General features: G+C 44.7%; 20 protein-coding genes. 12 read left to right on the forward strand and 8 right to left on the reverse strand.

All coding sequences use genetic code 11. The annotated features are described in order from the left end of the window. Positions 1 to 135 precede the first annotated feature (135 nt). The gene (locus MHO32_RS07390; RefSeq protein ID WP_005441096.1) at positions 136 to 384 is read left to right on the forward strand and encodes an Lpp/OprI family alanine-zipper lipoprotein; all 249 of its coding nucleotides are present in this window, start codon (positions 136 to 138) and stop codon (positions 382 to 384) included. Positions 385 to 410: 26 nt separating this feature from the next. On the opposite strand, the gene MHO32_RS07395 is transcribed toward MHO32_RS07390, so the two are convergent. From MHO32_RS07395 to MHO32_RS07410, 4 genes are read right to left on the reverse strand one after another with little or no spacing between them, the layout of a single operon-like run. Next, entirely contained in the window at positions 411 to 1,337 is a 927-nt protein-coding gene (locus tag MHO32_RS07395; protein ID WP_081097996.1) for a L,D-transpeptidase family protein, read from the reverse strand. A gap of 6 nt (positions 1,338 to 1,343) precedes the next feature. After that, positions 1,344 to 2,759, reverse strand: coding sequence for a deoxyribodipyrimidine photo-lyase (gene phrB, locus MHO32_RS07400; protein WP_050938341.1), 1,416 nt, complete (start codon positions 2,757 to 2,759; stop codon positions 1,344 to 1,346). 23 nt (positions 2,760 to 2,782) lie between these two features. Continuing rightward, positions 2,783 to 3,586 (reverse strand): MerR family transcriptional regulator, encoded by an 804-nt coding sequence (locus tag MHO32_RS07405; RefSeq protein ID WP_239211033.1) that lies wholly within the window; start codon positions 3,584 to 3,586, stop codon positions 2,783 to 2,785. Further along, a complete protein-coding gene (locus MHO32_RS07410; protein ID WP_005452880.1) occupies positions 3,576 to 4,526 on the reverse strand; it encodes a YbgA family protein in 951 nt (316 codons plus the stop codon). The genes MHO32_RS07405 and MHO32_RS07410 overlap by 11 nt, the downstream gene beginning before the upstream one ends. Before the next feature lie 397 nt (positions 4,527 to 4,923). Here MHO32_RS07410 and deoD point away from each other — a divergent pair, with 397 nt between their 5' ends. The 4 genes from deoD to MHO32_RS07430 all read left to right on the forward strand — a co-directional run bounded on the left by deoD (position 4,924) and on the right by MHO32_RS07430 (position 10,393). After that, entirely contained in the window at positions 4,924 to 5,634 is a 711-nt protein-coding gene (gene deoD, locus MHO32_RS07415) for a purine-nucleoside phosphorylase (RefSeq protein ID WP_005375140.1), read from the forward strand. Between the two features lie 68 nt (positions 5,635 to 5,702). Beyond that, positions 5,703 to 7,172: a hypothetical protein gene (locus MHO32_RS07420; protein WP_005452883.1), complete on the forward strand. Its 1,470-nt coding sequence runs from the start codon at positions 5,703 to 5,705 to the stop codon at positions 7,170 to 7,172. A gap of 169 nt (positions 7,173 to 7,341) precedes the next feature. Continuing rightward, positions 7,342 to 8,826 (forward strand): hypothetical protein, encoded by a 1,485-nt coding sequence (locus MHO32_RS07425; RefSeq protein ID WP_152164491.1) that lies wholly within the window; start codon positions 7,342 to 7,344, stop codon positions 8,824 to 8,826. Then, positions 8,810 to 10,393 carry a GGDEF domain-containing protein gene (locus tag MHO32_RS07430; RefSeq protein WP_017818508.1) on the forward strand — a complete coding sequence of 528 codons (1,584 nt, stop codon included), beginning with the start codon at positions 8,810 to 8,812 and terminating at the stop codon, positions 10,391 to 10,393. Before MHO32_RS07425 ends, MHO32_RS07430 begins: the two co-directional genes overlap by 17 nt. Before the next feature lie 49 nt (positions 10,394 to 10,442). Here the strand turns inward: MHO32_RS07430 and MHO32_RS07435 are convergent, their stop codons facing one another. Next, positions 10,443 to 11,333 carry a DMT family transporter gene (locus MHO32_RS07435; RefSeq protein ID WP_050907574.1) on the reverse strand — a complete coding sequence of 297 codons (891 nt, stop codon included), beginning with the start codon at positions 11,331 to 11,333 and terminating at the stop codon, positions 10,443 to 10,445. Positions 11,334 to 11,479: 146 nt separating this feature from the next. On the opposite strand from MHO32_RS07435, the gene MHO32_RS07440 reads away from it, so the two are divergent. The 5 genes from MHO32_RS07440 (at position 11,480) to MHO32_RS07460 (ending at position 16,455) form a co-directional block, all read left to right on the forward strand. Continuing rightward, positions 11,480 to 11,866: a DUF3302 domain-containing protein gene (locus MHO32_RS07440; RefSeq protein WP_239211034.1), complete on the forward strand. Its 387-nt coding sequence runs from the start codon at positions 11,480 to 11,482 to the stop codon at positions 11,864 to 11,866. After that, entirely contained in the window at positions 11,866 to 12,996 is a 1,131-nt protein-coding gene (locus tag MHO32_RS07445; protein ID WP_017818506.1) for an HlyD family secretion protein, read from the forward strand. The genes MHO32_RS07440 and MHO32_RS07445 overlap by 1 nt, the downstream gene beginning before the upstream one ends. Positions 12,997 to 13,306: 310 nt before the next feature. Then, complete coding sequence (locus MHO32_RS07450) at positions 13,307 to 13,855, forward strand: ECF-type riboflavin transporter substrate-binding protein (RefSeq protein WP_005452889.1); 549 nt, start codon at positions 13,307 to 13,309, stop codon at positions 13,853 to 13,855. Between the two features lie 6 nt (positions 13,856 to 13,861). Continuing rightward, positions 13,862 to 15,619, forward strand: a complete 1,758-nt coding sequence (locus tag MHO32_RS07455) for an ABC transporter ATP-binding protein (RefSeq protein ID WP_239211036.1) — start codon at positions 13,862 to 13,864, stop codon at positions 15,617 to 15,619. Beyond that, entirely contained in the window at positions 15,616 to 16,455 is an 840-nt protein-coding gene (locus MHO32_RS07460; RefSeq protein ID WP_005452891.1) for an energy-coupling factor transporter transmembrane component T family protein, read from the forward strand. Before MHO32_RS07455 ends, MHO32_RS07460 begins: the two co-directional genes overlap by 4 nt. A gap of 87 nt (positions 16,456 to 16,542) precedes the next feature. Here the strand turns inward: MHO32_RS07460 and MHO32_RS07465 are convergent, their stop codons facing one another. Further along, positions 16,543 to 17,724 (reverse strand): MFS transporter, encoded by a 1,182-nt coding sequence (locus MHO32_RS07465; RefSeq protein ID WP_009697882.1) that lies wholly within the window; start codon positions 17,722 to 17,724, stop codon positions 16,543 to 16,545. Between the two features lie 347 nt (positions 17,725 to 18,071). Here MHO32_RS07465 and MHO32_RS07470 point away from each other — a divergent pair, with 347 nt between their 5' ends. Continuing rightward, on the forward strand, positions 18,072 to 18,815 hold the full coding sequence (locus MHO32_RS07470) for a metalloregulator ArsR/SmtB family transcription factor (protein WP_050938160.1): 744 nt from the start codon (positions 18,072 to 18,074) through the stop codon (positions 18,813 to 18,815). A 51-nt stretch (positions 18,816 to 18,866) separates the two neighbouring features. Here MHO32_RS07470 and napH read toward each other — a convergent pair whose 3' ends face one another. Then, positions 18,867 to 19,721: a quinol dehydrogenase ferredoxin subunit NapH gene (napH, locus tag MHO32_RS07475; RefSeq protein WP_050907578.1), complete on the reverse strand. Its 855-nt coding sequence runs from the start codon at positions 19,719 to 19,721 to the stop codon at positions 18,867 to 18,869. Continuing rightward, a complete protein-coding gene (gene napG, locus MHO32_RS07480) occupies positions 19,721 to 20,491 on the reverse strand; it encodes a ferredoxin-type protein NapG (RefSeq protein WP_005452896.1) in 771 nt (256 codons plus the stop codon). Before napG ends, napH begins: the two co-directional genes overlap by 1 nt. A 682-nt stretch (positions 20,492 to 21,173) precedes the next feature. Between napG and MHO32_RS07485 the strand changes: the two genes are divergently transcribed. Then, the gene (locus MHO32_RS07485; protein WP_199479066.1) at positions 21,174 to 21,674 is read left to right on the forward strand and encodes a GNAT family N-acetyltransferase; all 501 of its coding nucleotides are present in this window, start codon (positions 21,174 to 21,176) and stop codon (positions 21,672 to 21,674) included. Positions 21,675 to 21,712: the final 38 nt, after the last annotated feature.

Consider the following 21,712-nt stretch of genomic DNA (forward strand, 5'->3'; position numbering starts at 1 on the left):
TACTCTATGAAATCCTTGGATTTTTTTGACTTTTGCTACATCATGTTCTGATAGAATGTATTCACATTTGACCCTATGACTATATGACACAGAATTTATAGCGTAGGAATTTCACTATATGCAAGGAGTTCTAATATGAACAAAACGTTGATCGCAGCTGCAGCAACTTCAGTACTTCTACTAGCAGGTTGTGCTTCTTCTGACGAAGCAGCAACAGCTACTAAACTAGACGAACTAAGCAACCAAGTTAGCCAACTAAGCCAAGACGTACAGTCTCTACAATCTGACGTTCAAAAGTCTAACGACGCGGCTATGGCAGCTCAAGAAGAAGCTGCACGTGCTAACGAGCGTATCGACAACATCGCTCAGTCTTACACTAAGTAAGATTTGATTCCGCGCTTTAACGCCCGTTAAGGCGCGGTTATTTCAACTGGAACACCATTCTGCGCAGCAATCGCTGCTTTCGCTTTAGCATTCGTCATACCAAACTCATCAAGCCACCAGTCCAATTCTTTTGGAATGACTAAGTGATCCTTCTCGCCATTGCTGCGAGTTAACGGCTCGTGGGCTTCAACAAACACACTACGATCTGGTTCTAATGCGACTTTAACCGGTTGATTGATGATTTTTACTTTTTCGCCACGACGTACTTTATCAAATAACCATTCGATGTCTCTTGGGTCCATACGAATACAACCCGCACTCACACGCATACCAATACCAAAATCTTTATTGGTGCCGTGGATCAAGTATTCACCATGCCCATATGCCAAACGAAGTGCAAACATACCTAGTGGGTTATCTGGTCCAGCAGGAACGACAGCAGGTAGGTCAATCCCCTTTGCTTTGTACTCTGCACGAATAGAGGAAGGTGGCGTCCAAGTCGGATTAGGACGCTTTTGACTGATGCTTGTAGTCATTTCTGGAGTGTCTCGACCGATTCGACCTATACCTACAGGAAAAACATGAACCACGTTTTCGTTTTCTGGGAAATAGTAAAGTCGCAATTCGGCAAGGTTAATGACAATACCTTTATGAGGGACATCAGGAAGAATAAGCTGAGTAGGGATCGTTAAAACGTGACCATCTTGAGGGAGAAACGGGTCAACCCCTTTGTTTGCAGCCATTAGCGCAAGCATGCCAACATCATATCGCTTCGCAATATTCGCCATGGTTTCGCCTTGTTCAACCACATGGTTTTCCATGCGACCTATAACGCGAGCTCCGTCCTCTGGTAGTTGGTACATTTTAGCGAATGACAAACTACTCACTAAAGACAACGATACAGACAACAGGGTTCTTTTAGCGATACTCATTGGACGCTTCTTGCTAGGCATCTCTCTCTATTCCTTGGCATTTTTGAAGAGCCGTAAGGTTATCTCTCTTTCCACCTTGTGATCAACCATCGGCTTGTGATAATCCAGTAAATTAAAGCCACTCCATAGCCAAGGGTTATGAATGAATTTGTTTGGTACTTGTTTTATTTCCGGCACCCAATGGCGAACAAAGGTTCCGTCAGAGTCAAATTTCTCGCCTTGGCTGATCGGATTGAATATGCGGAAGTAAGGCTGCCCGTCGCACCCTGTTGATGCCGACCATTGCCACCCACCATTGTTGGCGGCAAAGTCTCCATCCACCAGCTTACTCATAAAATAAGCTTCACCCCACCGCCAATCGATATGAAGATCTTTGGTTAAGAAGCTTGCCACTATCATACGTAGTCGATTGTGCATCCAACCTGTTGTATTAAGTTGGCGCATTGCCGCATCCACGATAGGGTACCCAGTATTTCCTGCTTTCCAGCGTTCGAAGGCTTGCTCATCGTACGACCACTGAATCTTGTCTTCCCAAGCAATGAAGCCTCTGCCCTTGACCAACTTTGGCTCGAATACCAATAAGTGTTGATAAAATTCTCGCCAAATGATTTCGCTCAGCCACGTCGCTTTACCATCTGATAGGTCAACCATAGGGCTTTCAGCATACAACCTAGCGATGCACTGCCTTGGTGACAGAGCGCCGATAGCCAAATACGGAGACAATTGACTCGTACCATCAACAGAAGGGATATCCCTTTCAGCTTGGTAGGCATCACTACGGTCTCGAGCAAATTCTCGCAAATGCTGAACAATATCACTGGTTGCTGCGAACCATCGCTTGCTAGATTCTCTAGGATAAGAGAATGCGACACCATCATGGTAGCGATCTGGCTGAATCGGCTGGATGGTAGACGGTGACAGCTCGGCTTGCGGCTCAGGTTTCGATACAACTGGCATTTGAAACTTTGCCAACCAAGCACGTTTAAACGGGGTGAATACTTTAAAGTACTCCCCCTGTTTATTTAAAACGGTAGTCGGAGCATGAACGCACTTATCGTGAAAAGTATCAAAGGCAATGCCTCGAATTGAAAGTGCGTGAGAAACCTCTCTATCTAGTGCTTGTTCATTCACCTCGTAATGGATGTTCGCCATGACACGTTGAGCGCTTAAAGAAGTAGCCCAATCATTTATGACCTCTGTTACATCGGCAAACTCGGGCACCTCTTTGTATAAAAATGGGATGTTGAGTTTGGCGAGTTCTTCATTAAGGTGAGATAAACGTCGAGCAATCAAATCAGCTTGCATCGGTGCCATATGGTGCTCTCGCCACTGCTCAGGGGTCGAAACAAAACAAGCAACAACCGGAAGCCCAGTATCCAATGCAGCCTTAAGTGCTGTGTGGTCTAACGTTCTTAGGTCACGTCGAAACCATACAAGAATCATGTCGCCTCCTTACGAGGATGGATTTATTGCGGGAAATGCAGTTTTTCGATGACTTCAGATAGCTGCACTTGCTTCGGAGCTTGCTCTAATAACGTCGCCAAAGCTTCAACTTGCTTGATAGGCAGCGCTTTATTCGAGAAGAAATGCACGTATTGGTAACGTGACATCACATCATGCTCAACTAAACCCGAGATGTCTTCGACTTTATCAATCAGAGTAATGTGATACCCCTGTTCACACAGCTTTGCCGCCTGAATCCAGCTCTCTGAGTCACGAACTTGTTCAAAACTCAAAAGCAAACATTTTCCCTTGGAAGATGCCTTATTTTCCGAATCGACAACCAAGGCTAATCGAGTAATCAAGCAAGTTTGGAACAAACCAAGCTGTAAAGAACGTAGCGAGACTTTCACCAAATCTAACGCTTCAAACACAGGATTGATCAGTTGTTCAATGACAATGCTGAGTGGGTACTCTTTTAACACATTCGATAACAGCGTTTCTGTTTTGCCACGATTGAGTTCAGATAACGCTTTGAGCATTGACTCCACTTCTTCTAGTCGTTGGATATCGGTCACTAAATCCACATCTGATTCCTGACCTAGCAAGCCTTTGACTTTGCCAATCGCAACGCCTTTCGCAAGCCAACCTTGAATTTCACGAATAGTATCTAAATCCTGCTGTCGATACAGGCGGTGACCCTTCTCTGTTCTTTGTGGTTGGATCAAGTTATAGCGTCTTTGCCAAGCGCGCAAAGTAACGGGTTTTACTCCCGTTAACTCTGATACATCTCGAATTGCGTATAGTTTTTCTTCTTGGCTACAATCCATAACGAAGTCTCATCTCCTGTGGATACGGTTCTAAGTATTTTTGTTTCTGTAAGTACGCGTCGGGGTACGTATTGAGATAGTGCTTAATTAACGTTAACGGGGCAAGTAATGGTAACAAGCCCGTACGATAATCACTGATCACCGTCGCCAGCTCCGCTTTTTCATTAGCGGTTAAAGAGCGTTTAAAATAGCCTTGCAAATGCATCAGGACGTTCGTGTTGTTTTTTCGACTGGCGCGATTCTGTAACGCTTTCATCAGACCTAGACGATATTCGTTGTAAAACTGTTCCATTTCGTAACTTGATACATCTGCAACCAAGCGTCCTAGCGAACGATAAGACTCTGGATGGTGCGCCATTAAAGTCAGCTTATAGCGAGAGTGAAAGTCAATAATTTTGCCGCGTGTGGGCTCGCCGCCCATCGACTCATAAAAGTCATTCAAACAGTAAACACGCGTAATGAAATTTTCTTTTAAAACCGGATCGTTTAGACGACCGTCTTCTTCTACAGGCAACCACGGCATTTTTTCCATTAATGTTCTGGTATACAAACCGATACCTTCTTTCGCCGCACTATTTTTGCTGTATACCTTCACTCGCTCCATGCCACACGTTGGTGACTTCGCACAGACGATGTAACCACACAGCTCTTCACCCTCTAATTCGTTCACCTTATTTTCTGAGTACGCAAGCATGTTGTCAGTGTGGTCGTTTTCTGGATTTTTCGTTTCTACCAGCGCGATTCGCTCCTCATTGCTTACCAAACGAATGGTAGGGCGTGGAACAGACATACCAACACCGACTTCTGGACATACGGGAACAAAGCTAAAGTAGCCGTCGAGCTCTTTCGTTACGAAGTTACTGATTTTATGTCCCGAATCGAAACGAACTCGTTCGCCTAGTACACAAGAACTGATACCAACTTTGATTGAAGATTCCATAACGAAGCATCCTATACAAAATGTTTTGTTGTATAACTTATAGCAAGTCAAATTACATTGTACAAGAAAATAAATTGTACAATTTAATCGTTTTACTCACTCTCTTCGAATATCGATCAGAAACTTTTAAGAAAAAATTTTGTGCTGAAAGACGAGATTTTGTGCGCGCAATCGACAAACTGCTCAAAAGCAAATCGATTGCCTTTTTGCTTTCAACAGATTTAGTTATCAACAGATTATTTAAACAATAAAACCGACCATTTTGTGACTCAACTCTCATGCCCCCTTACCCCGTCCCGATATTATTGCCTCAACGAAAACGAACAAGTTCAACAGAATTGGTAATAGCATTCTATAATTGATGCGTTTTACCTGAACAAAACTTTGGAGAGCACTTATGGCAACCCCACACATCAACGCACAACCAGGTGATTTCGCTGAAACAGTACTAATGCCAGGCGACCCATTGCGTGCAAAATACATCGCAGAAACTTTTCTAGAAGATGTGAAACAAGTTTGTGACGTTCGCAACATGTTCGGCTTTACTGGCACATACAAAGGTAAGAAAGTGTCTGTTATGGGTCACGGTATGGGTATCCCATCTTGCTGTATCTACGTACACGAGCTAATCGCTGAATACGGCGTGAAAAACGTTATCCGCGTAGGTAGCTGTGGTGCAGTACGTGACGACGTGAAACTAATGGACGTTGTTATCGGTATGGGTGCTTCTACAGACTCTAAAGTTAACCGTATCCGTTTCAACAACCACGATTTCGCAGCAATCGCTGATTACGGTCTTCTAGAAGAAGCGGTTAACCAAGCGCGTGCTCAAGAAGTACCAGTTAAAGTAGGTAACGTATTCTCTGCAGACCTATTCTACACACCAGAAGCTGACATCTTTGAGAAGATGGAAAAACTAGGCATCCTAGGTGTAGATATGGAAGCGGCAGGTATCTACGGCGTAGCTGCAGACCTAGGCGCGAAAGCTCTAACTATCCTGACAGTTTCTGATCACATCATCCGTGGTGAAAAACTAAGCTCTGAAGAGCGTCAAAAGTCGTTCAACGACATGATGAAAGTTGCTCTAGAAACTGCAATCAACATCTAAGAAATACTTAAGTAGTAATTTGCAGCCGGAGCCTGACCGGCTGCCTGAATTATCCCGAGGGGGCGATTGTGTCTAACGGCGAACTGCCAAAGGACGCAGATGGGTTACAACTCAACTTTTGTAAAACATTGGCGTGTGACAACTTTGGATTGAGTGATGCAAAGCGTTACGTCTTGCAGCATGCTAACCCTAAACGTCCGGCGATGGTGTGCCGTGAATGTGGAGCTTTCCCCCCCTTACTTAACAACCGCGATGTGGTCAACGAACTTCATCGTTTGAGACACGTCCACAGTGATGGACTACCTGCTTGTCGCAATGATGACTGCGACAACTTCGGACTTTCTGTCCACACTCATAAACACCTCTATCACGCTTTTGGTTACAGTGGCGATCGCCAACGTTACCGCTGTAAAGTGTGTCAAAGTACTTTTGTCGATAAATGGTCTGGTGCCAACAAAAAGCTTCAATTTCAAGAGAACTTGATGGGCTTGCTGTTCACGGGATATTCCGTCCGAGAAATCTGCCGTAAACTGAGCATCAATCCAAAAACCTTTTACGATCATGTTGATCACATTGCTAGTCGTTGCCGCCGTAAGCTTGCAACCATTGATGCACGCTGGGTAAACCACGCGCAGCATTATGAGCTCGCTTCTAGCTACGTTGCATTGCAACCCCATAGTAATAATGGCGTGTATTGGATTGCTTCTGGTGAGGCACATTCGGGCTACATTCTTTGTCAGCATGTGAACTATTCATCTGATGATGAGCCAGTGGCGTCCTTGGATCACAATCCATACGATGAAGTTTCTCGCTTTGTATCACAAGAATACACCGCTGAAGCAAGTGAACCACCACCAGAGCCATCAAAAAAGCTGCGTGAGCGCATCGATCAGAAATACCAAACGATTTTGGCCCGTGGTAACGTCGAAGATCCAATGGGAAATCTCTCTGTTTTCCACTATCCGTCTAAAGGTGCCTTAATTCGTCCACCTTATACCTCGTACGCACACTATCTTCATGTATTGGATATGTGTTGCCCAGAGAAGCGCGTATCGATCTACATGCCACAAGATCCCCTGCTCCGCTCAGCGGCGTTGAGCGTCTGTTTGTCTCGTATTCAAGAGAAAAACGTCGATCTTATGTACGTAGAAGAAGACGCAATTTGGGATATGAATGCCCCGTTTGGTAAGGTAGATATCGCTTATATGAGTTGGTGGCGAGATCGCTGGGCGATTTCTAGTCAATACGAATGTAACAAAGGTATTTGTTATCTAGCTGGTGATAAAAATGAACCTGAAGCTTGGTTCAATGTAGCAACAACTCGCCACATCCAATTCTATCAAAACCGTTTCCAACTGCTGTTTGAGAGCTTCATCAACGAGCCACGTCGCAAATTAAGACCTGCTGGTATATTGCCTCTTTTAGATATATTCAGAGCTTGGCATAATTTGTGCTATCAGGATAAGCAAGGACTCACTGCCGCTCAGAGACTGAAAGTCACCGACGCACCACTAACGATCAAACAATTGTTGTCATGACTATTTAACAGTTTACTCATTTAGAAGTGGTAAGTAAGCGCTGAACACGGTATACATTACAGTATCCGATCCCTTATTGGTGTGGCGATTTTCCACACCGAAATGATAAACGCATCTAACCACTTGTTTTTAGGTGTAAATTCCAGTTCTATAGTCATGGATGTGAACGTTGGATAAAAGCCAAATTCAGCTCGAAACTGAGCTAACTGCGCTTGAAGGTCAGATAAAAACTGATCCTGAGCGCGCATTTCGAATTGCAGAACAATGCCGGATACGCGCAGAACAAATTCTGTTTGTTGACGGTGAGATTCGTGCGCTTATTGTTATGTCCCATGCCTGCTGGTGTAGCATGGATTATCGACACGGCTTAAAGCTGGTTAAAGACGCCTATAACCTTCAAATTCAACTCGACACTGACGACCACTTACCTGAAATACTTCACTTATTTGCCCTACAATACTGGGGACAAGCTAAGTACTACTCTGCTCAGCAATACTGGATTAATGCTCTAGAGCAGTCTGCGCTAGTCGACGATATCGAGATTCAAATCGAAGCTTTGATTGGTCTTGGTAATGTTTGGCGAATCACCAATGAACACAAACTTGCCGCCTCAACCCATGAGCTCGCGGTAAAAGTGGCAAACAACGTTCGCATAGCTTGGCTAGAAGGGAAAGCCAGAATCCTGCTTGCTTGGGATTACTACTTGCTGAATAACTTTGTCGAAATGCTAACAGTGCTCGACGGTGCGACCGAAGTACTCCGAGATCACGAAGACAGCACTTGGCACGCAGAAATCTGGGATTTCAAAGGTCTCGCTCTACTGGGTTTAGAACGTTTAGACGCAGCGGAAGAAGCTACTCAAAAAGCCCACCAGCTCGCAATTGAACAAGATCTTACGTGGATGAAAGCGCATTCTTTCATCAGCCGAGCAAGGCTCGAATTACTGCGTAAAAATACCGAAAGTGCATCTGAGCTACTGCAATCAGCAGAACAATCCGCCCTCGCGTTTGATAACGGCGAATTGCTCAGTCAAATTTGTTTCCAACAATCGCGCGTAGCGGAAGAGCAAGGTGACTATCAAGGTGCTTTCCAAGCGTTCCAGAAATACCGCAAACACGCACTCAAAATGCTGAAAGAGCAAACGCATCGAGTCAGCATGGACAAAGCTCGAGGCTCAAAACGCCAGTTAGAACAGCGAGCACGCAAGCTCATCAATCGTATCCGTGCTCAACATGAATATAACCCAGAAAAGCAGTTCTCAAATGTAGTATCAGAAACTTACTGGTGGGAACAACTGGTTCTGTTTAAGACCGAATTAAAACGCTCTAATCATGCGATCATCATGATCCGCCACGCTGAGCCCGCATTTCTCGATATTTGTACCGAACTGGTTCACTCATTGACCACTTCCAGTGATTTAATTTCCCGCCTAAGCAGCGATCGCTTAGCCATGCTTATCGCAGAAAAAGACCAAGCGGCAGAAGATCTGTATCAAACCGTGTGTTCGATGTTAGACATCTATCCTTGGAAGCGTCGTGGTCTTGATGGTCCAAAACCGACACTTTATCTACAGGACATCCTAACCTTCCCGTTCACCTTAGAGCAGTTGGAAGAAAGCCATATTGAGGTATTGAAGAATGGAACAACTGCTTAGTAAGGTCACTGATGCGGGAATGGATCCCTCTTCTGTCGCCGGTGAAGAGGCATTGATTCTGTGGGAGCACATTCGCCTTCATATCGCCTCGACCAACAAAGAAAAAGCGCATTGCTACATCATTAGTGCTGAATATCGTAGCAAGATTAAACAGTTAACCGAGAGTATTGAAGAGCTACGCCTCGCACTTGATCTACTAAAACTCCCAGAGGATGTAGAAGATATCCTATCGGTAAAAGCGAGTTTAAGTGATCGCTTGGTAGAAAAAGGGGACTATAACGCAGCACTGACCGAATACATCGCCTCAACCAACATCGCCGTTGAGTACGGCTATATCGATGAATATGTTCTCGCCATCATTGGTATGGGCAATCTTTGTGATGCGTATGGGGATCATAATCGTGCCCTACGTTATTACCAGAAAATCGACGCGATTGACCATGCAATCGGTAGCCGTTCACTAAGACTGCGTTACAAACTCTACATGCTAGCGTGCTACATCAGCCTGCAACGCATCGGCGCAGCAACCGAGCTACTAAGTGAATGCGAAGAACTGAGTATCCTAGTAAGTGATAAGAACTTAACTGGGCAAATTCATTTATATCGCGCCAAGTTATATCGTCTCCAAAAGGAATATGAACAAGCCTTACTTGCGATTTCGCAAATCCAGTATGCGACAGGCAAGCAACATACTTACTGGCTCTCAACCATGGTAAAAATTGAAACGGCTTACTGCTTAAATGAGGTCGGTCATCAATCTTTAGCGAACTTGCTGCTGGCATCAACGGGCAAACGTATTAATGAGCACTCCTCACCACTTATTGCGAACCGATTCTACAATGCAATGAGCCAAGTATGCGCGTCGCAAGGCTTGTTCAAAGAAGCGTTAAACTACGAGAAGAAAGCTTTTCGAGTTGAGTCTGACTTAGTCAAGCATATTCCGATTAGTGAGTTGGGACCAGCACAGTTGCGCCGCCTCACTCGCTTTGAGCTGCAACTAAAACTCATTCTGTCTGAGATTGAAAACAAAGAACTCAAAGAGACCACCAAGCAACACAAAAATACCGTAGCTCAGCTTCAACAAGATGTATTCACCGATCCGCTGACTTCTTTACATAACCGACGTTGGTTGGAAGTGAAACTAAAAGATCTGCTGCTGCACGACACGCCATTTGCACTTATGGTGATCGACATTGACCACTTCAAATCGATTAATGACGAACTCAGCCACCTTGTTGGTGACAAGGCGATCGTCAATGTGTCGAAAGAACTCTCAGGTTACTTTAAATTCCGTGGGTCTTCATGTGTACGTTTTGGTGGAGAAGAGTTCTTGGTTATTCTTGAAAACACCGAAGTCGCTAAGGCTGAAATGCACGCAGAAAACTACCGAGAACGTATTTACCAATTTGGGTGGCATGAGATTCTTGGTGAACGCGGTCTGACCGTGTCGATAGGCATTACTTTACATCGGGAGGGAGAGAACACGCAACGTACCTTCTATCGCGCCGACAAAGCCCTATACCGCGCCAAAGCCAATGGTCGAAACCAAGTCTGCACTGAACTATAAAAAACGCCCCAGCAACAACTGGGGCGTTTTTATAAGCCGAATGACAAGCTTAAAGAAAAAACAAAGAAATACCGCCAAGTGCGACTAATGTACCAAGCATACTCTTCACGCCGACCTTTTCTCCTCGCAGAGCATAAATCACCAAAATAAACAGTGGGCTGGTTGCAATTAACGTCTGAGCAATGGCGGGGTTAGCGTATTTCAACGCGATTTGTTGTAGCCATAATGCCAGAAATGTCCCCACGAAAATTGCCAACAACAGCCAAACTAGCGCTTTGTTGCCCATTGCTTTTAGGTGCTGTTTAATGCTGCTAAATGGCACCGGTTCGACAATTTTCACCACCAAACACACTGCCAACACGCCAATACTAAGACGAATGAGAGCACCGAGCAGCGGTGGAAGATCGCCCGCAACCAACGCATAGTGAGAGATCACCACACCTGAGGCTTGGCACACACTCGCGAGTAACCCAAATCCGATACCGCTCCAGTTTGTTGCCGCTCCCGAGGTTGATGGTTGAAATACCACAAACGTAACCGCAACCGTGGTCACTACCACGCCCAGCCAACTTTGTAGTGTGAGTTCAGACCCAAGAAAAACCATGGCAAGCACGCCAGATAAAGGCGGTGCAAGGGATTCTAAGAGTAATGTTTTGTTCGGACCAATGCGCTTTAATGCAGCAAAATAGGCACTGTCACCAACAGCAATACCAATCACACCAGAAATTGCCAACACCGCGAGATGTAACGGCTCAATGTACGCAGGTATACCTTGAGGTAGAAAAGGAATAACAACCACCATCATCATTGAGGCGATCACACCTTTTACTATGTTCAACTGCATTGCTGAAAATCGGTGGCTGAATTGGCTGTAAATCCAAGTCGCAACCGCCCAAACGATGGCTGCACTTATCGCGGCAAGTTCACCAGAATAATGCACTACTCACTCCTTCGTATTCCATGCCGTATCTCTCAATAACTGTGTATCAAATTATAAATTACTTGATCCACCTATTGTTCTATCAAATACTTAAACAGTTAATTTACGTAAGTTTTTCTATTTAGCAACAAGCACAGGGAAGTAAGATGTTTCTAGACTATTTTGCACTTGGGTTACTCATTTTCGTTGCTCTGGTTATCTTCTACGGGATCATTGTCATTCACGATATTCCTTATGAAATAGCGAAGGAACGTGAACACCCTCATCAAGACGCCATTCACTATGCAGGCTGGGTCAGTCTTTTCACACTTCATGCTCTTTGGCCATTTCTGTGGATCTGGGCAACCTTATGGCGCAAAGAACGCGGATGGGGTTTCAAACAACTTGAGCAAGAAACGCATGATATCCATCATCGCCTCGAAGAGCTAATTGACGAAGTCAATGAATTGAAAAAAGAAGTCTCAACACTCACAGGTCAAAAACCTGCACAAAGTGTTCCTGCACAAAAAGAACAAGGTAAGGAGGAGCAATAATGGATTTACTACTGGTTCTGACTTACGCCGCATTATGTATCGCCATTTTCAAAATCTTTAACATTCCACTTAACAAATGGACAGTGCCAACCGCTGTGCTTGGCGGCGTTGTATTGGTCGGCACACTAATCTTGTTGATGAACTATAACCACCCGTTCACACAAATTGGTAATCAAGTATTCTCTACCACACCGGTGGTGTCAGGCGTTCGTGGGCGCGTCATTGAAGTGCCTGTACAACCAAACCAACCTCTACAAAAAGGCGACGTTCTTTTCCGTATCGACCCGATTCCATTCCAAGCAGAAGTCGATAAGTTACGTGCAAAAGTGAAAGAGGCAAGCCAAGGTGCACTTGGGCTTGAGTCTGGCGTGCAAGAAGCGGAAGCAGCGGTTATCAAAGCGCTTGCCGAGCGTGACAAAGCACAGCGAGAATTTGACCGTTATCAACGCGGTTTTGATCGCGGAGCATTCACTGAGCAGCAATTGGATACTCGACGCCAAGCATACAAAGCCGCACAAGCCGCATTGGAAGTCGCACAATCTAAGCAACAACAAGCGCAAATCGCGCTGGATTCTGAAGTGGGTGGTGAAAACACCCAAGTCGCTTCATTGCTTGCAGAACTTCGCCAAGCAGAGTTCAACCTAGAACAGACCGTCGTTACAGCTCCTACTGATGGCTATGTTACCCAGCTCGCACTGCGTCCTGGTGTTATGGCAGTACCATTGCCTCTTGCTCCAGTGATGACCTTTGTTCATACCGAAGATAAACTCTATACCGCTGCGTTTCGCCAAAACTCACTACAGCGTTTAGAACCGGGATTTGAAGCGGAATTTATGTTCCGCGCGCTACCGGGCAAAGTCTTTAAAGGTGAGGTTGTTGATGTATTGCCAGCCATCGGCGAAAGCCAATTCCAAGCTCGTGGCTCCCTGCTTGGTACAGAGGCATTGCGTACCAGCGGTCGTGTATTCGTGACGCTGAAAATTACCGATGAGCTTGCTGAATATCACCTGCCTATGGGTACGGCGGTAGAGGTTGCCGTTTATTCTGACAGCTTCACTCATGTCTCCATCATGCGTAAAGTTCTCATTCGAATGAAGAGCTGGCAAAACTACCTATACTTAGACCATTAATTTATCGATAAAAATCGCATTAAAAAGTGTAATCAGGGGCTGACAGTTAGCCCCTGATTTCATTCTAGCCATCCAGACAGATAGCATTCCCACTTTTATCAATATTCTGTATAATGCGCGCCTTATTTTTGATGCTTGCTGAAAAACTAAGCCAGTCAATAGAGTGCGTGAATCCAATCACACATTTCTTGAAGAAAAACAGAGCAAACAATAAGCAGCTTGGTTGTTTCTTAACTTTGTTACACAATCAGCGCTATACAAAAAAGCAAGTGAACGTTCTTTAAAATCGACAATTGAACTGAGGTTATCTATGAATCTTTCCGCTAAAACCGTTGTGGTTATTGCAATCGGTGCTGCATTGTACGGCATCGGTGGTCTGCCAATGTTCGGTATTCCAGTATTTGCAAACACGACGCTAAAACCAGCAATGGCGGTATTAGCATTGTTCTCAGTACTATTCGGTCCTCTTGTGGGCTTCTTGGTTGGCTTTATTGGCCACTGGGTCACTGACCTGTTCGCAGGTTGGGGGGTATGGCTTACTTGGGTACTTGGTTCAGGTATTGTCGGTTTAATTATCGGTCTTTTCCCTTCTCTGACGCGTAACCGCTTGGAGAAAGGTGATTTCAATATGAAAGACTTTGTGTTGTTCGTGGTACTTGCTCTATTGGGTAACGTATTTGGTTACGGTTGCTCAGCCTTCCTAGACACCATCTTGTACGCAGAACCGTTCACTAAGGTATTTACTCAGCTATCTATCATTGCAGCTGGTAACACCATTCTTATTGCTATTGTGGGCTTCTTCATTCTTAAGTCTGTCGCAAAACGTAACAAGCAAAGCCGCAACTTAACAGAGGCTTAATGTCGAATGACAATCGAATTTTCTAACTTCTCTTTTAGATATGAGTCGCTGGACAAACCGACGCTAAAAAATATCAATCTAAGGATAGAGAAAGGAGAGAAAATCGTCATTATCGGTCCAAGTGGTAGTGGTAAATCTACCCTTGGCCAATGTCTTAACGGACTAATCCCACACGCAATCAAAGGGGAGAACAGTGGCAAACTGACCATCAATGGTCAAGACACAACCCCTTTTGACATGCACCAATACACCGAGCAAGTTGGCACCGTTTTACAAGATACAGATAGCCAATTTGTTGGGTTAAGCATCGGCGAAGACATCGCGTTTGCACTAGAAAACCAGCTCACTTCTAACATCGACATGTACCCGTTAGTCAAAGCAACGGCGAAAATGGTCGACCTAGAACAAATGCTAAACCGCTCCCCTCATGATCTATCTGGTGGTCAGAAGCAGCGTGTTTCTTTGGCTGGTATTTTGGTGGACGATGTCGATATCCTACTGTTTGACGAGCCTCTAGCGGCACTCGACCCGAAAACCGGTAAAAAGACCATTGAAATCATCGATGACTTGCACCGTGAAACAGGGAAAACCATCATCATTATCGAGCATCGTCTTGAGGATGTGCTGCACCGTTCTGTCGATCGCGTTATTTTGATGGAAAGTGGTGAGATCATCGCCGATACAACACCTGATGCAATTTTGGCGTCCCCATTGCTGGAAGAATATGGCATTCGTGAACCTCTGTATCTTTCTGCATTGAAAGAAGCGGGCTGCGCGATTGAAGGTGACGGGAAACCATCAAGCCTAGATACGTTGCCACTGGCTCAGTACCAAGCAGCTGTCGACTCTTGGTTTAACACTTCACAAGAGACTTCAATAGCCGCCCCACTCGACTCACTGCTAGAAGTGCGTAACTTAACCTATTCTTATGACGGCGAGAAAAATGCCCTCGAAAACGTCAGCTTTGATGTTAAACGTGGCGAGTTCGTTTCTGTTTTGGGAAAAAATGGTTCTGGTAAATCGACGATAACAAAGTTGGTGATGGGCGTTATCGAAGCTGATCAAGGCTCGATGTCGCTAAATGGTCAAGACCTTAGTGAACTCTCCATCTTCGAACGCAGCCAAAAGGTTGGCGTAGTCATGCAAAACCCAAATCATATGATTTCACATCACATGATTTTTGATGAAGTGGCATTTGGTCTGCGCAACCGTGGTGTTGAAGAGAAACAAGTCGAAGTGAAAGTACTCGAAGTCTTAGAGTTATGTGGTCTCAGTAAATACCGTCATTGGCCAATTGAAGCTCTTAGCTACGGTCAGAAAAAACGCGTAACCATTGCATCTATTTTGGTGCTAGAACCTGAGCTATTGATTCTTGATGAGCCTACTGCTGGTCAAGATTACCGCAACTACACATCGATGCTGAGCTTTATCGAGAAACTCAACAGAGAACTCGGCATCACCGTGATGATAATCTCTCATGACATGCATTTAGTCTTGGAGTACACCACTCGTTCCATCGTGATTGCCGACAGCAAACTCATTGCTGACGCGCCGATGACGGCGGTTTTCAGCGACCCTGCACTGTTAGATCAAGCAAACTTAACGACCACCAGTTTGTATGAACTCACAACTAAGTTGAATATTGAGAATACGAACGGCTTTATGCAGCACTTTATCGATGTAGAGAAAGCGAGGCGAGCAAACAAAACCGAAGCTGAGATTACCGTTCAAGCACGAGAAAACGTTGAGAAAGTAGTGGCATGAAAGACAACAAAATGAAGTTTGGTATCAACTATATTGATACACAGTCGCCACTGCACAAGCTGAACGGCATCACTAAGTTCTTGATGTTTATCGCTTGGGTGACAGTAGTGCTGACGACATTCGATTTACGCATCATCGCATTATTGATCATTGTCGGTCTTGCCCTGCTCAAAATGACTAAGGTGCCATTCCACGTATACAAGCCATTGTTAATTGGTACAGGTAGTGTATTGCTTATCAACGCATTGTTTATGTTTGCATTAGCCCCACAACAAGGCACTGAGTACATGGGGTCAACGACCGTTTTATTCTCATTGCCAGGTAACTACTCCCTGACTCAGGAAACCTTGTTTTACCTTGTAACGGTAACGCTGAAATACTTCAGTATGTTCCCTATCGCTTTGGTGTTTGTGTTTACGACACATCCTACTGAGTTTGCGGCAAGTTTGAACCGTTTGGGAGTGCCTTACAAAATCGCTTATGCCGTCAGTTTGACCTTACGATACTTACCTGAGGTGAAGAAAGACTTTGTAAATATCATGCATGCGCAACAAGCTCGTGGCGTAGAACTTAGTAAGAAAGCACCGTTGTTTACTCGAATGAAGAATGTCGCCAAGATTCTGGGGCCGTTGATTTTCTCTAGCCTAGATCGCGCAGACCAAATCTCCAATGCAATGACATTACGTGGTTTTGGTCGTCACTCATCTCGCACTTGGTATAGCTTAAAACCGCTAACTAAAGCAGACATGCTGTGTATGGCGGGCATCGCTGTTATTGTTGCGGCAGCAATCGCTAAACGAGTATTAGACGCTCAACTGTTCTGGTATCCGCTGTAATACCGCAACACTAACAATAAAAAATGGGATGCCGCAGCATCCCATTTTTGTATCTAACATCTCATTTATTGAGAAGTGAGCACTAACTCAGTTCCATCTCAACACGCGTGTTTCATTACCCTCTTGCGGCTTGGCTGGGATGTTCAACGAAAGCAACAGGCTCACCGCCGCCATGCCTGCGCCTATATAAAATACGCTTGATGGCGATACCAACCAAATCACCCCGAAAGTAACTGGGATGACGACAGCTGCAATGTGGTTAATCGTAAACGCCACGCCGGCAGTTGAAGCCATATCGGCAGGATCGGCAATCTTTTGAAAATACGTTTTGATCGCCAATGCTAACGCGAAGAACAGATGATCAATAACGTAAAGCGCAGCTGCCCATTCCGCTGTTTGAACCAAACCATAGCCAACAAAAACAAAAATCAAACCAACGTATTCGAACATCAAAGCCTTACGCTCACCAACAGCGCCGATAAAACGTCCAATACGTTTAGCAAACAAAAAGTTAAAGACGTAGTTAATAAGGAAAAGTAACGTAATGTCCGCAGCCGAATAACCGAACTTCTCTACCATCAAAAAGCCAGCAAATACGGTGAAAATTTGGCGACGCGCCCCGCTCATAAAAGTCAGAGCGTAATACAACCAGTAACGCTTACGTAAAACCAGCTTCTTATTTTGTGGTACTTCGGTTTTAAACTCAGGGAAAGCAAACGCCATCACGATAATCAAGACAAAACCAATCCCCCCAGCAAGTAAGTAAACGGTTTTGAAATCGAACTTAAGTTGCTCTAACAGCACCCAAATCGCACCGTAAGTAAAGAGTGAAGCCAACGCACCAACCGAGATGAATTTACCCAGCATCTCTGGCGCCTCTTCTTTAGAGAGCCACTGCAGCGACAAAGATTGCTTTAATGTTTCAAAATAGTGGAAGCCCGTCGACATCAACAGAGTAGTAAAAAGAAGTCCAAATAAAGATGGGAAGTAACCTGTTATTGCCGTCCCTAACGTCAGCATTGCCAACGACACCAACATAAAGCGCTGCTCACGAATAAACAGCAATACAAATACGACGGTAAAGGCTAGAAAGCCAGGGATCTCTCGCACGCTCTGTAGTAACCCGATATCTGCGCCATCAAAGTTAGCTTTTTCAATGACAAAGTTATTTAACAGCGCCATCCAAGTCGAGAAGGCGATAGGAACGATAATAGAAATCAGCAGAAGAAAGTTTTGTGGTGTTCTCCAGCTTTTCGGTGACGTGCTCATGATGTGTCCTTAGAATATGAAGCCGCCATCATACCGCCAAATGTAACAAATTCGCAATATCATTATTATTTCCTCGTTTACTTGGCTTTCTTTTTTATTTCATCGTGTTAGCTTAAGAAGCAGATTCATCTCCTCGTTTATCAAACGATTTTATGTGACTATTTTTAAAGTATATTTTACAAAATTATTCCGTATTTCTAGACACCAACATTGAACCGCAACATCGTGATGAAGCGATAGGTGATGAGATAAAGGAAAGATACGTGCTTCTTGTTACACACCGGCAGGGTTATACTGTGCCAATCAACGTTTATTTTGACGTAAGTCTCTGCAATTCCTAATTTGATATGATGAAAAAACAAGTTTTGTTCCTTTGCACAGGTAACTCCGCGCGCTCGCAACTTGCCGAGGCAATTTTCAATCACATGGCGGGGGAGTTGTTTCATGCAGACAGCGCAGGTCTTCATCCTAGTGAGGTCGATGAAAGAGTATTTGAGGTATTACAAAGCCATGGAATGAGTGGCGAAGGTTTACGCTCAAAAGATTACGCAGAAGTCGAAGACAATCACTACGACTTCGTTATCACACTGTGCGATAACGCAAAAGACGAATGTGTCATCTTCGAACAAGATATCGACCAACTGCACTGGAATCTTACCGACCCAAAACCGCTTGATGGTATTCAACCATTCCAGAATACGGCAAAAGAGTTGGTCGAACGTATTAGCTTGTTTTTGTTGTTAAATAGCGAAGAAAACACCAGTCATGTGGACCCAAGCAGTTTCTTCAAACTGATGAGCGATCCCTTGCGTCTGAAAATTTTGATGTTGCTGGAAGATGAGCAAGATCTGACAGTGACTGATCTTAAAAATGCACTAAATGAGAGCCAACCAAAGGTATCTCGCCACTTGGCATTACTGCGTGATACCACGTTTTTAAAAGACACACGCCATGGGCTTTGGATTCATTATCGTCTCTCACCATCGCTACCAATGTGGATTAAGCATCTGTTGCAAACGGTGCGTGTCGGTAATCCTGGTATCATCAATATTGAAAAAACACGCCTGAAATCACTCCAGAATCCGGAGTGATTTCACTTCTTTTAGTGGTCCACCTTCCCTAGCATCAGTTTAACTGGACCACTAATCAATGTTCTTCACCTTGAGTCGGTTTTGGAATTCAAACACTTTTTCAGGGCACACATCTAAGCATCGACCGCAACTCATACAAGTTTGATCCATGACTCGTCGGTCACCTTCTTTGAGGGGTTGGCGCAAAATATCTGGTTCAGGACATACATAAAAACAGTCCATACATTTGGTACAATCTTCTCGACGAACAGCCGTCACTCGCAACAAACTCTTACTACCAATTACGCCATACATTGCTCCCAGAGGGCACAAGTGACCACACCAACCATGCTCAACCAAGAGTAAATCCAGCACAAACACAAGTAGTATCAATACCCATCCAGCACCCATGCCAAAGACTAAGCCTCGATGAAGGGCGGCGACGGGGTCCAACCATGTCCAAAGTACAGAACCTGATATCGCACTGCCAAGCATTAGAGCAGGGATCAACCAATAACGGATGTTCGGCGACCAACGGTAGCTCGCTTTAAGGTTAAGCTTTCTGCGCAACCACGCCGCAAAGTCTGTGACAATGTTCAAAGGGCACACCCAAGCACAAAACGCTCTCGGGGCAAGAATCGCGTAAAAAACTAAGACAATCACAACCCCTAGCAGAGCATTAAACTCTGGGATATGACCTGTCGCCAGCGATTGGAGAACAATCAGAGGATCGCTTAACGGCACTGTATTAAGCAACATACTCGAAGATAAGTTACCTTGCAGAATACCCCATGTGGGACCGGTCATAAACAGAGCAATGATCGTCAATTGGCATAATCGGCGTACAATAAGAAAACGATGCGCTTGCCACCAGCCAAGCTTCTCGACAGCTTCTTTGCCAGCATCTTGCGCTAAATTCTTGGCCATCACTGACCTCCTTTAAGCGACTCTAGAGCACCACTAGGCACAGGTGTTTCTTCAGGCAATACGTTTTCGAGCGGCTTGTCGATTTCTTGCCAGCCAAAATTGTAGTGACTACCAACTTTGCCCTTGGCTAAATCTGTTGGAACAACTTTAATCGCCGCAACATCTAGCACACATGCTTGCTCACACTTACCACAACCAGTGCACACATCAGAATTAACCGTTGGAATCAATTTAGCGTGATAACCCGTTCGATCATTTCGGATGTTTTCTAGCGTTATCGCTTCATCAATCAGCGGGCATACGCGGTAGCAAACATCACAGCGTAAACCTTGCCAGTTGAGGCAGGTTTCATGGTCAATAAGCACAGCCGTTCCCATTCTTGCATCGTCAATGTCCGTTAAATCATGGTCTAAAGCCCCGCTTGGGCAAGCGACGACGCAAGGGATGTCTTCGCACATTTCGCATGGAATATCACGCGCAGTGAAGTAAGGAGAACCTGTTGCGACAGGAGACAGTAAACTAGCAAGCTTTAACGTGTCGTAAGGGCATGCTTGAACGCACAACCCGCAACGGATGCAAGCCGATTCAAATTCACCTTCAGGTAACGCGCCAGGAGGTCGAATCGGTACGCCTTTAGTTTCTCGCGCTTGGCTTTGCATTGACTGCAAGCCAAGAACACAAGCCGCAGCACCAACACCAGCCGCAGTGCGTGCGGTGTCACGCAGGAATCGTCGCCGACTTTGCGAGACTTTTGATTGAGAGGATTTCATTATTATATTCCTCAACTACGCTCTAATTGCTCTTAAATAAGTTAAGCATAAATAGCGTTAAAAAGGCGGTCTCCCCATACCCCATAAGAGGTAACTCCAACCTGTCTTGATTAAAATCAACTCGTTGCAGATACCCAGTTCACATTTTGGTGAAATGGCTTTATTTCGATCAATATACCCAAGCAACTTCAAGATGCTGGACTCAGAGCGTTGTCATTGATTCGAGGTCAAGGAAAACAACTTGGAACGGCGAGCTCTTTCCAAGTTGTTTGAAGCAGAGATCGAGTCAATGACCCCTCCCTAAGGGCACTCTTTGCAAATAGTAAGGACCTTGGCTTATATACTTTGTTGTTGATTCTTGATTTAGACCCACTAGACCTTTAAATCGCCGCCGCATCTACAAACCAAGTCATTCTCGCGGAACCAAGCATCTCAAGGTTACTTGGGTATGCAACTTCACCATTATTCCCCATAAAGGTGAAGTTCTTTAGTATAAAAATTCAACACAAAATCACTCTCATTGGTGTTTTCGATGATAACTCACTATAAAAAGTTGAAATGAGCACTCGATAACCCACTAAATTAAAAGCGATTTAGTCTATAAAGTTCAAAAAATGCTATTCAAAACAGAATTCTCTCGTTAGATTGAAGTTAATTCCAAAAAACTACAAAGGAGAGAAGCATGGAAATTATCGTTCGTCCAACCACTGTTGAAGACGCTGCTGCGCTAGTCGAAATTTATTCACAAACAAAAGCACAACGTGAAACCCTGCAACTCCCTAAGCCATCTGTCGCTATGTGGGTCGAACGGTTATCGAAGATACCAGCAGGTGTGTATAGCTATGTCGCAGAGATCGATGGCAAAGTAGTCGGAAATATAGGCTTTCATCACTCACAGCGTCCAAGAACATCACATACCGCATCATTTGGTATTGGTGTTCATGATAAGTACCACGGTTTAGGGGTTGGCAGCGCATTGATCAGCACGGTCACCGAGTTGGCGGATAATTGGTTGAATGTAAGACGCATACATATTGAAGTAAACTCAGACAATGAGGCAGCCATTGGCTTGTACAAAAAACATGGCTTCGAGATAGAAGGCGAGTTTGTCGATGCATCTTTTCGTGATGGTGAGTTTATAAATACTTACAGTATGGCTCGCATCAAAAAACCGAAAAACTAACCAACACTAACGATAAACCTCCCAAAGCACCAATACCC

This window comes from Vibrio sp. MMH1-50 (assembly GCF_022347645.1).
In the GTDB taxonomy this organism is placed as follows: domain Bacteria; phylum Pseudomonadota; class Gammaproteobacteria; order Enterobacterales; family Vibrionaceae; genus Vibrio; species Vibrio harveyi.

Bases quoted from the DNA above. Each gene is read 5' to 3' on its own strand.
- MHO32_RS07390 (WP_005441096.1), top strand. From the start codon at position 136: ATGAACAAAACGTTGATCGCAGCTGCAGCAACTTCAGTACTTCTACTA.
- MHO32_RS07395 (WP_081097996.1), bottom strand. From the start codon at position 1,337: ATGCCTAGCAAGAAGCGTCCAATGAGTATCGCTAAAAGAACCCTGTTG.
- phrB (WP_050938341.1), bottom strand. From the start codon at position 2,759: ATGATTCTTGTATGGTTTCGACGTGACCTAAGAACGTTAGACCACACA.
- MHO32_RS07405 (WP_239211033.1), bottom strand. From the start codon at position 3,586: ATGGATTGTAGCCAAGAAGAAAAACTATACGCAATTCGAGATGTATCA.
- MHO32_RS07410 (WP_005452880.1), bottom strand. From the start codon at position 4,526: ATGGAATCTTCAATCAAAGTTGGTATCAGTTCTTGTGTACTAGGCGAA.
- deoD (WP_005375140.1), top strand. From the start codon at position 4,924: ATGGCAACCCCACACATCAACGCACAACCAGGTGATTTCGCTGAAACA.
- MHO32_RS07430 (WP_017818508.1), top strand. From the start codon at position 8,810: ATGGAACAACTGCTTAGTAAGGTCACTGATGCGGGAATGGATCCCTCT.
- MHO32_RS07440 (WP_239211034.1), top strand. From the start codon at position 11,480: ATGTTTCTAGACTATTTTGCACTTGGGTTACTCATTTTCGTTGCTCTG.
- MHO32_RS07445 (WP_017818506.1), top strand. From the start codon at position 11,866: ATGGATTTACTACTGGTTCTGACTTACGCCGCATTATGTATCGCCATT.
- MHO32_RS07450 (WP_005452889.1), top strand. From the start codon at position 13,307: ATGAATCTTTCCGCTAAAACCGTTGTGGTTATTGCAATCGGTGCTGCA.
- MHO32_RS07455 (WP_239211036.1), top strand. From the start codon at position 13,862: ATGACAATCGAATTTTCTAACTTCTCTTTTAGATATGAGTCGCTGGAC.
- MHO32_RS07460 (WP_005452891.1), top strand. From the start codon at position 15,616: ATGAAAGACAACAAAATGAAGTTTGGTATCAACTATATTGATACACAG.
- MHO32_RS07465 (WP_009697882.1), bottom strand. From the start codon at position 17,724: ATGAGCACGTCACCGAAAAGCTGGAGAACACCACAAAACTTTCTTCTG.
- MHO32_RS07470 (WP_050938160.1), top strand. From the start codon at position 18,072: ATGATGAAAAAACAAGTTTTGTTCCTTTGCACAGGTAACTCCGCGCGC.
- napH (WP_050907578.1), bottom strand. From the start codon at position 19,721: ATGGCCAAGAATTTAGCGCAAGATGCTGGCAAAGAAGCTGTCGAGAAG.
- napG (WP_005452896.1), bottom strand. From the start codon at position 20,491: ATGAAATCCTCTCAATCAAAAGTCTCGCAAAGTCGGCGACGATTCCTG.
- MHO32_RS07485 (WP_199479066.1), top strand. From the start codon at position 21,174: ATGGAAATTATCGTTCGTCCAACCACTGTTGAAGACGCTGCTGCGCTA.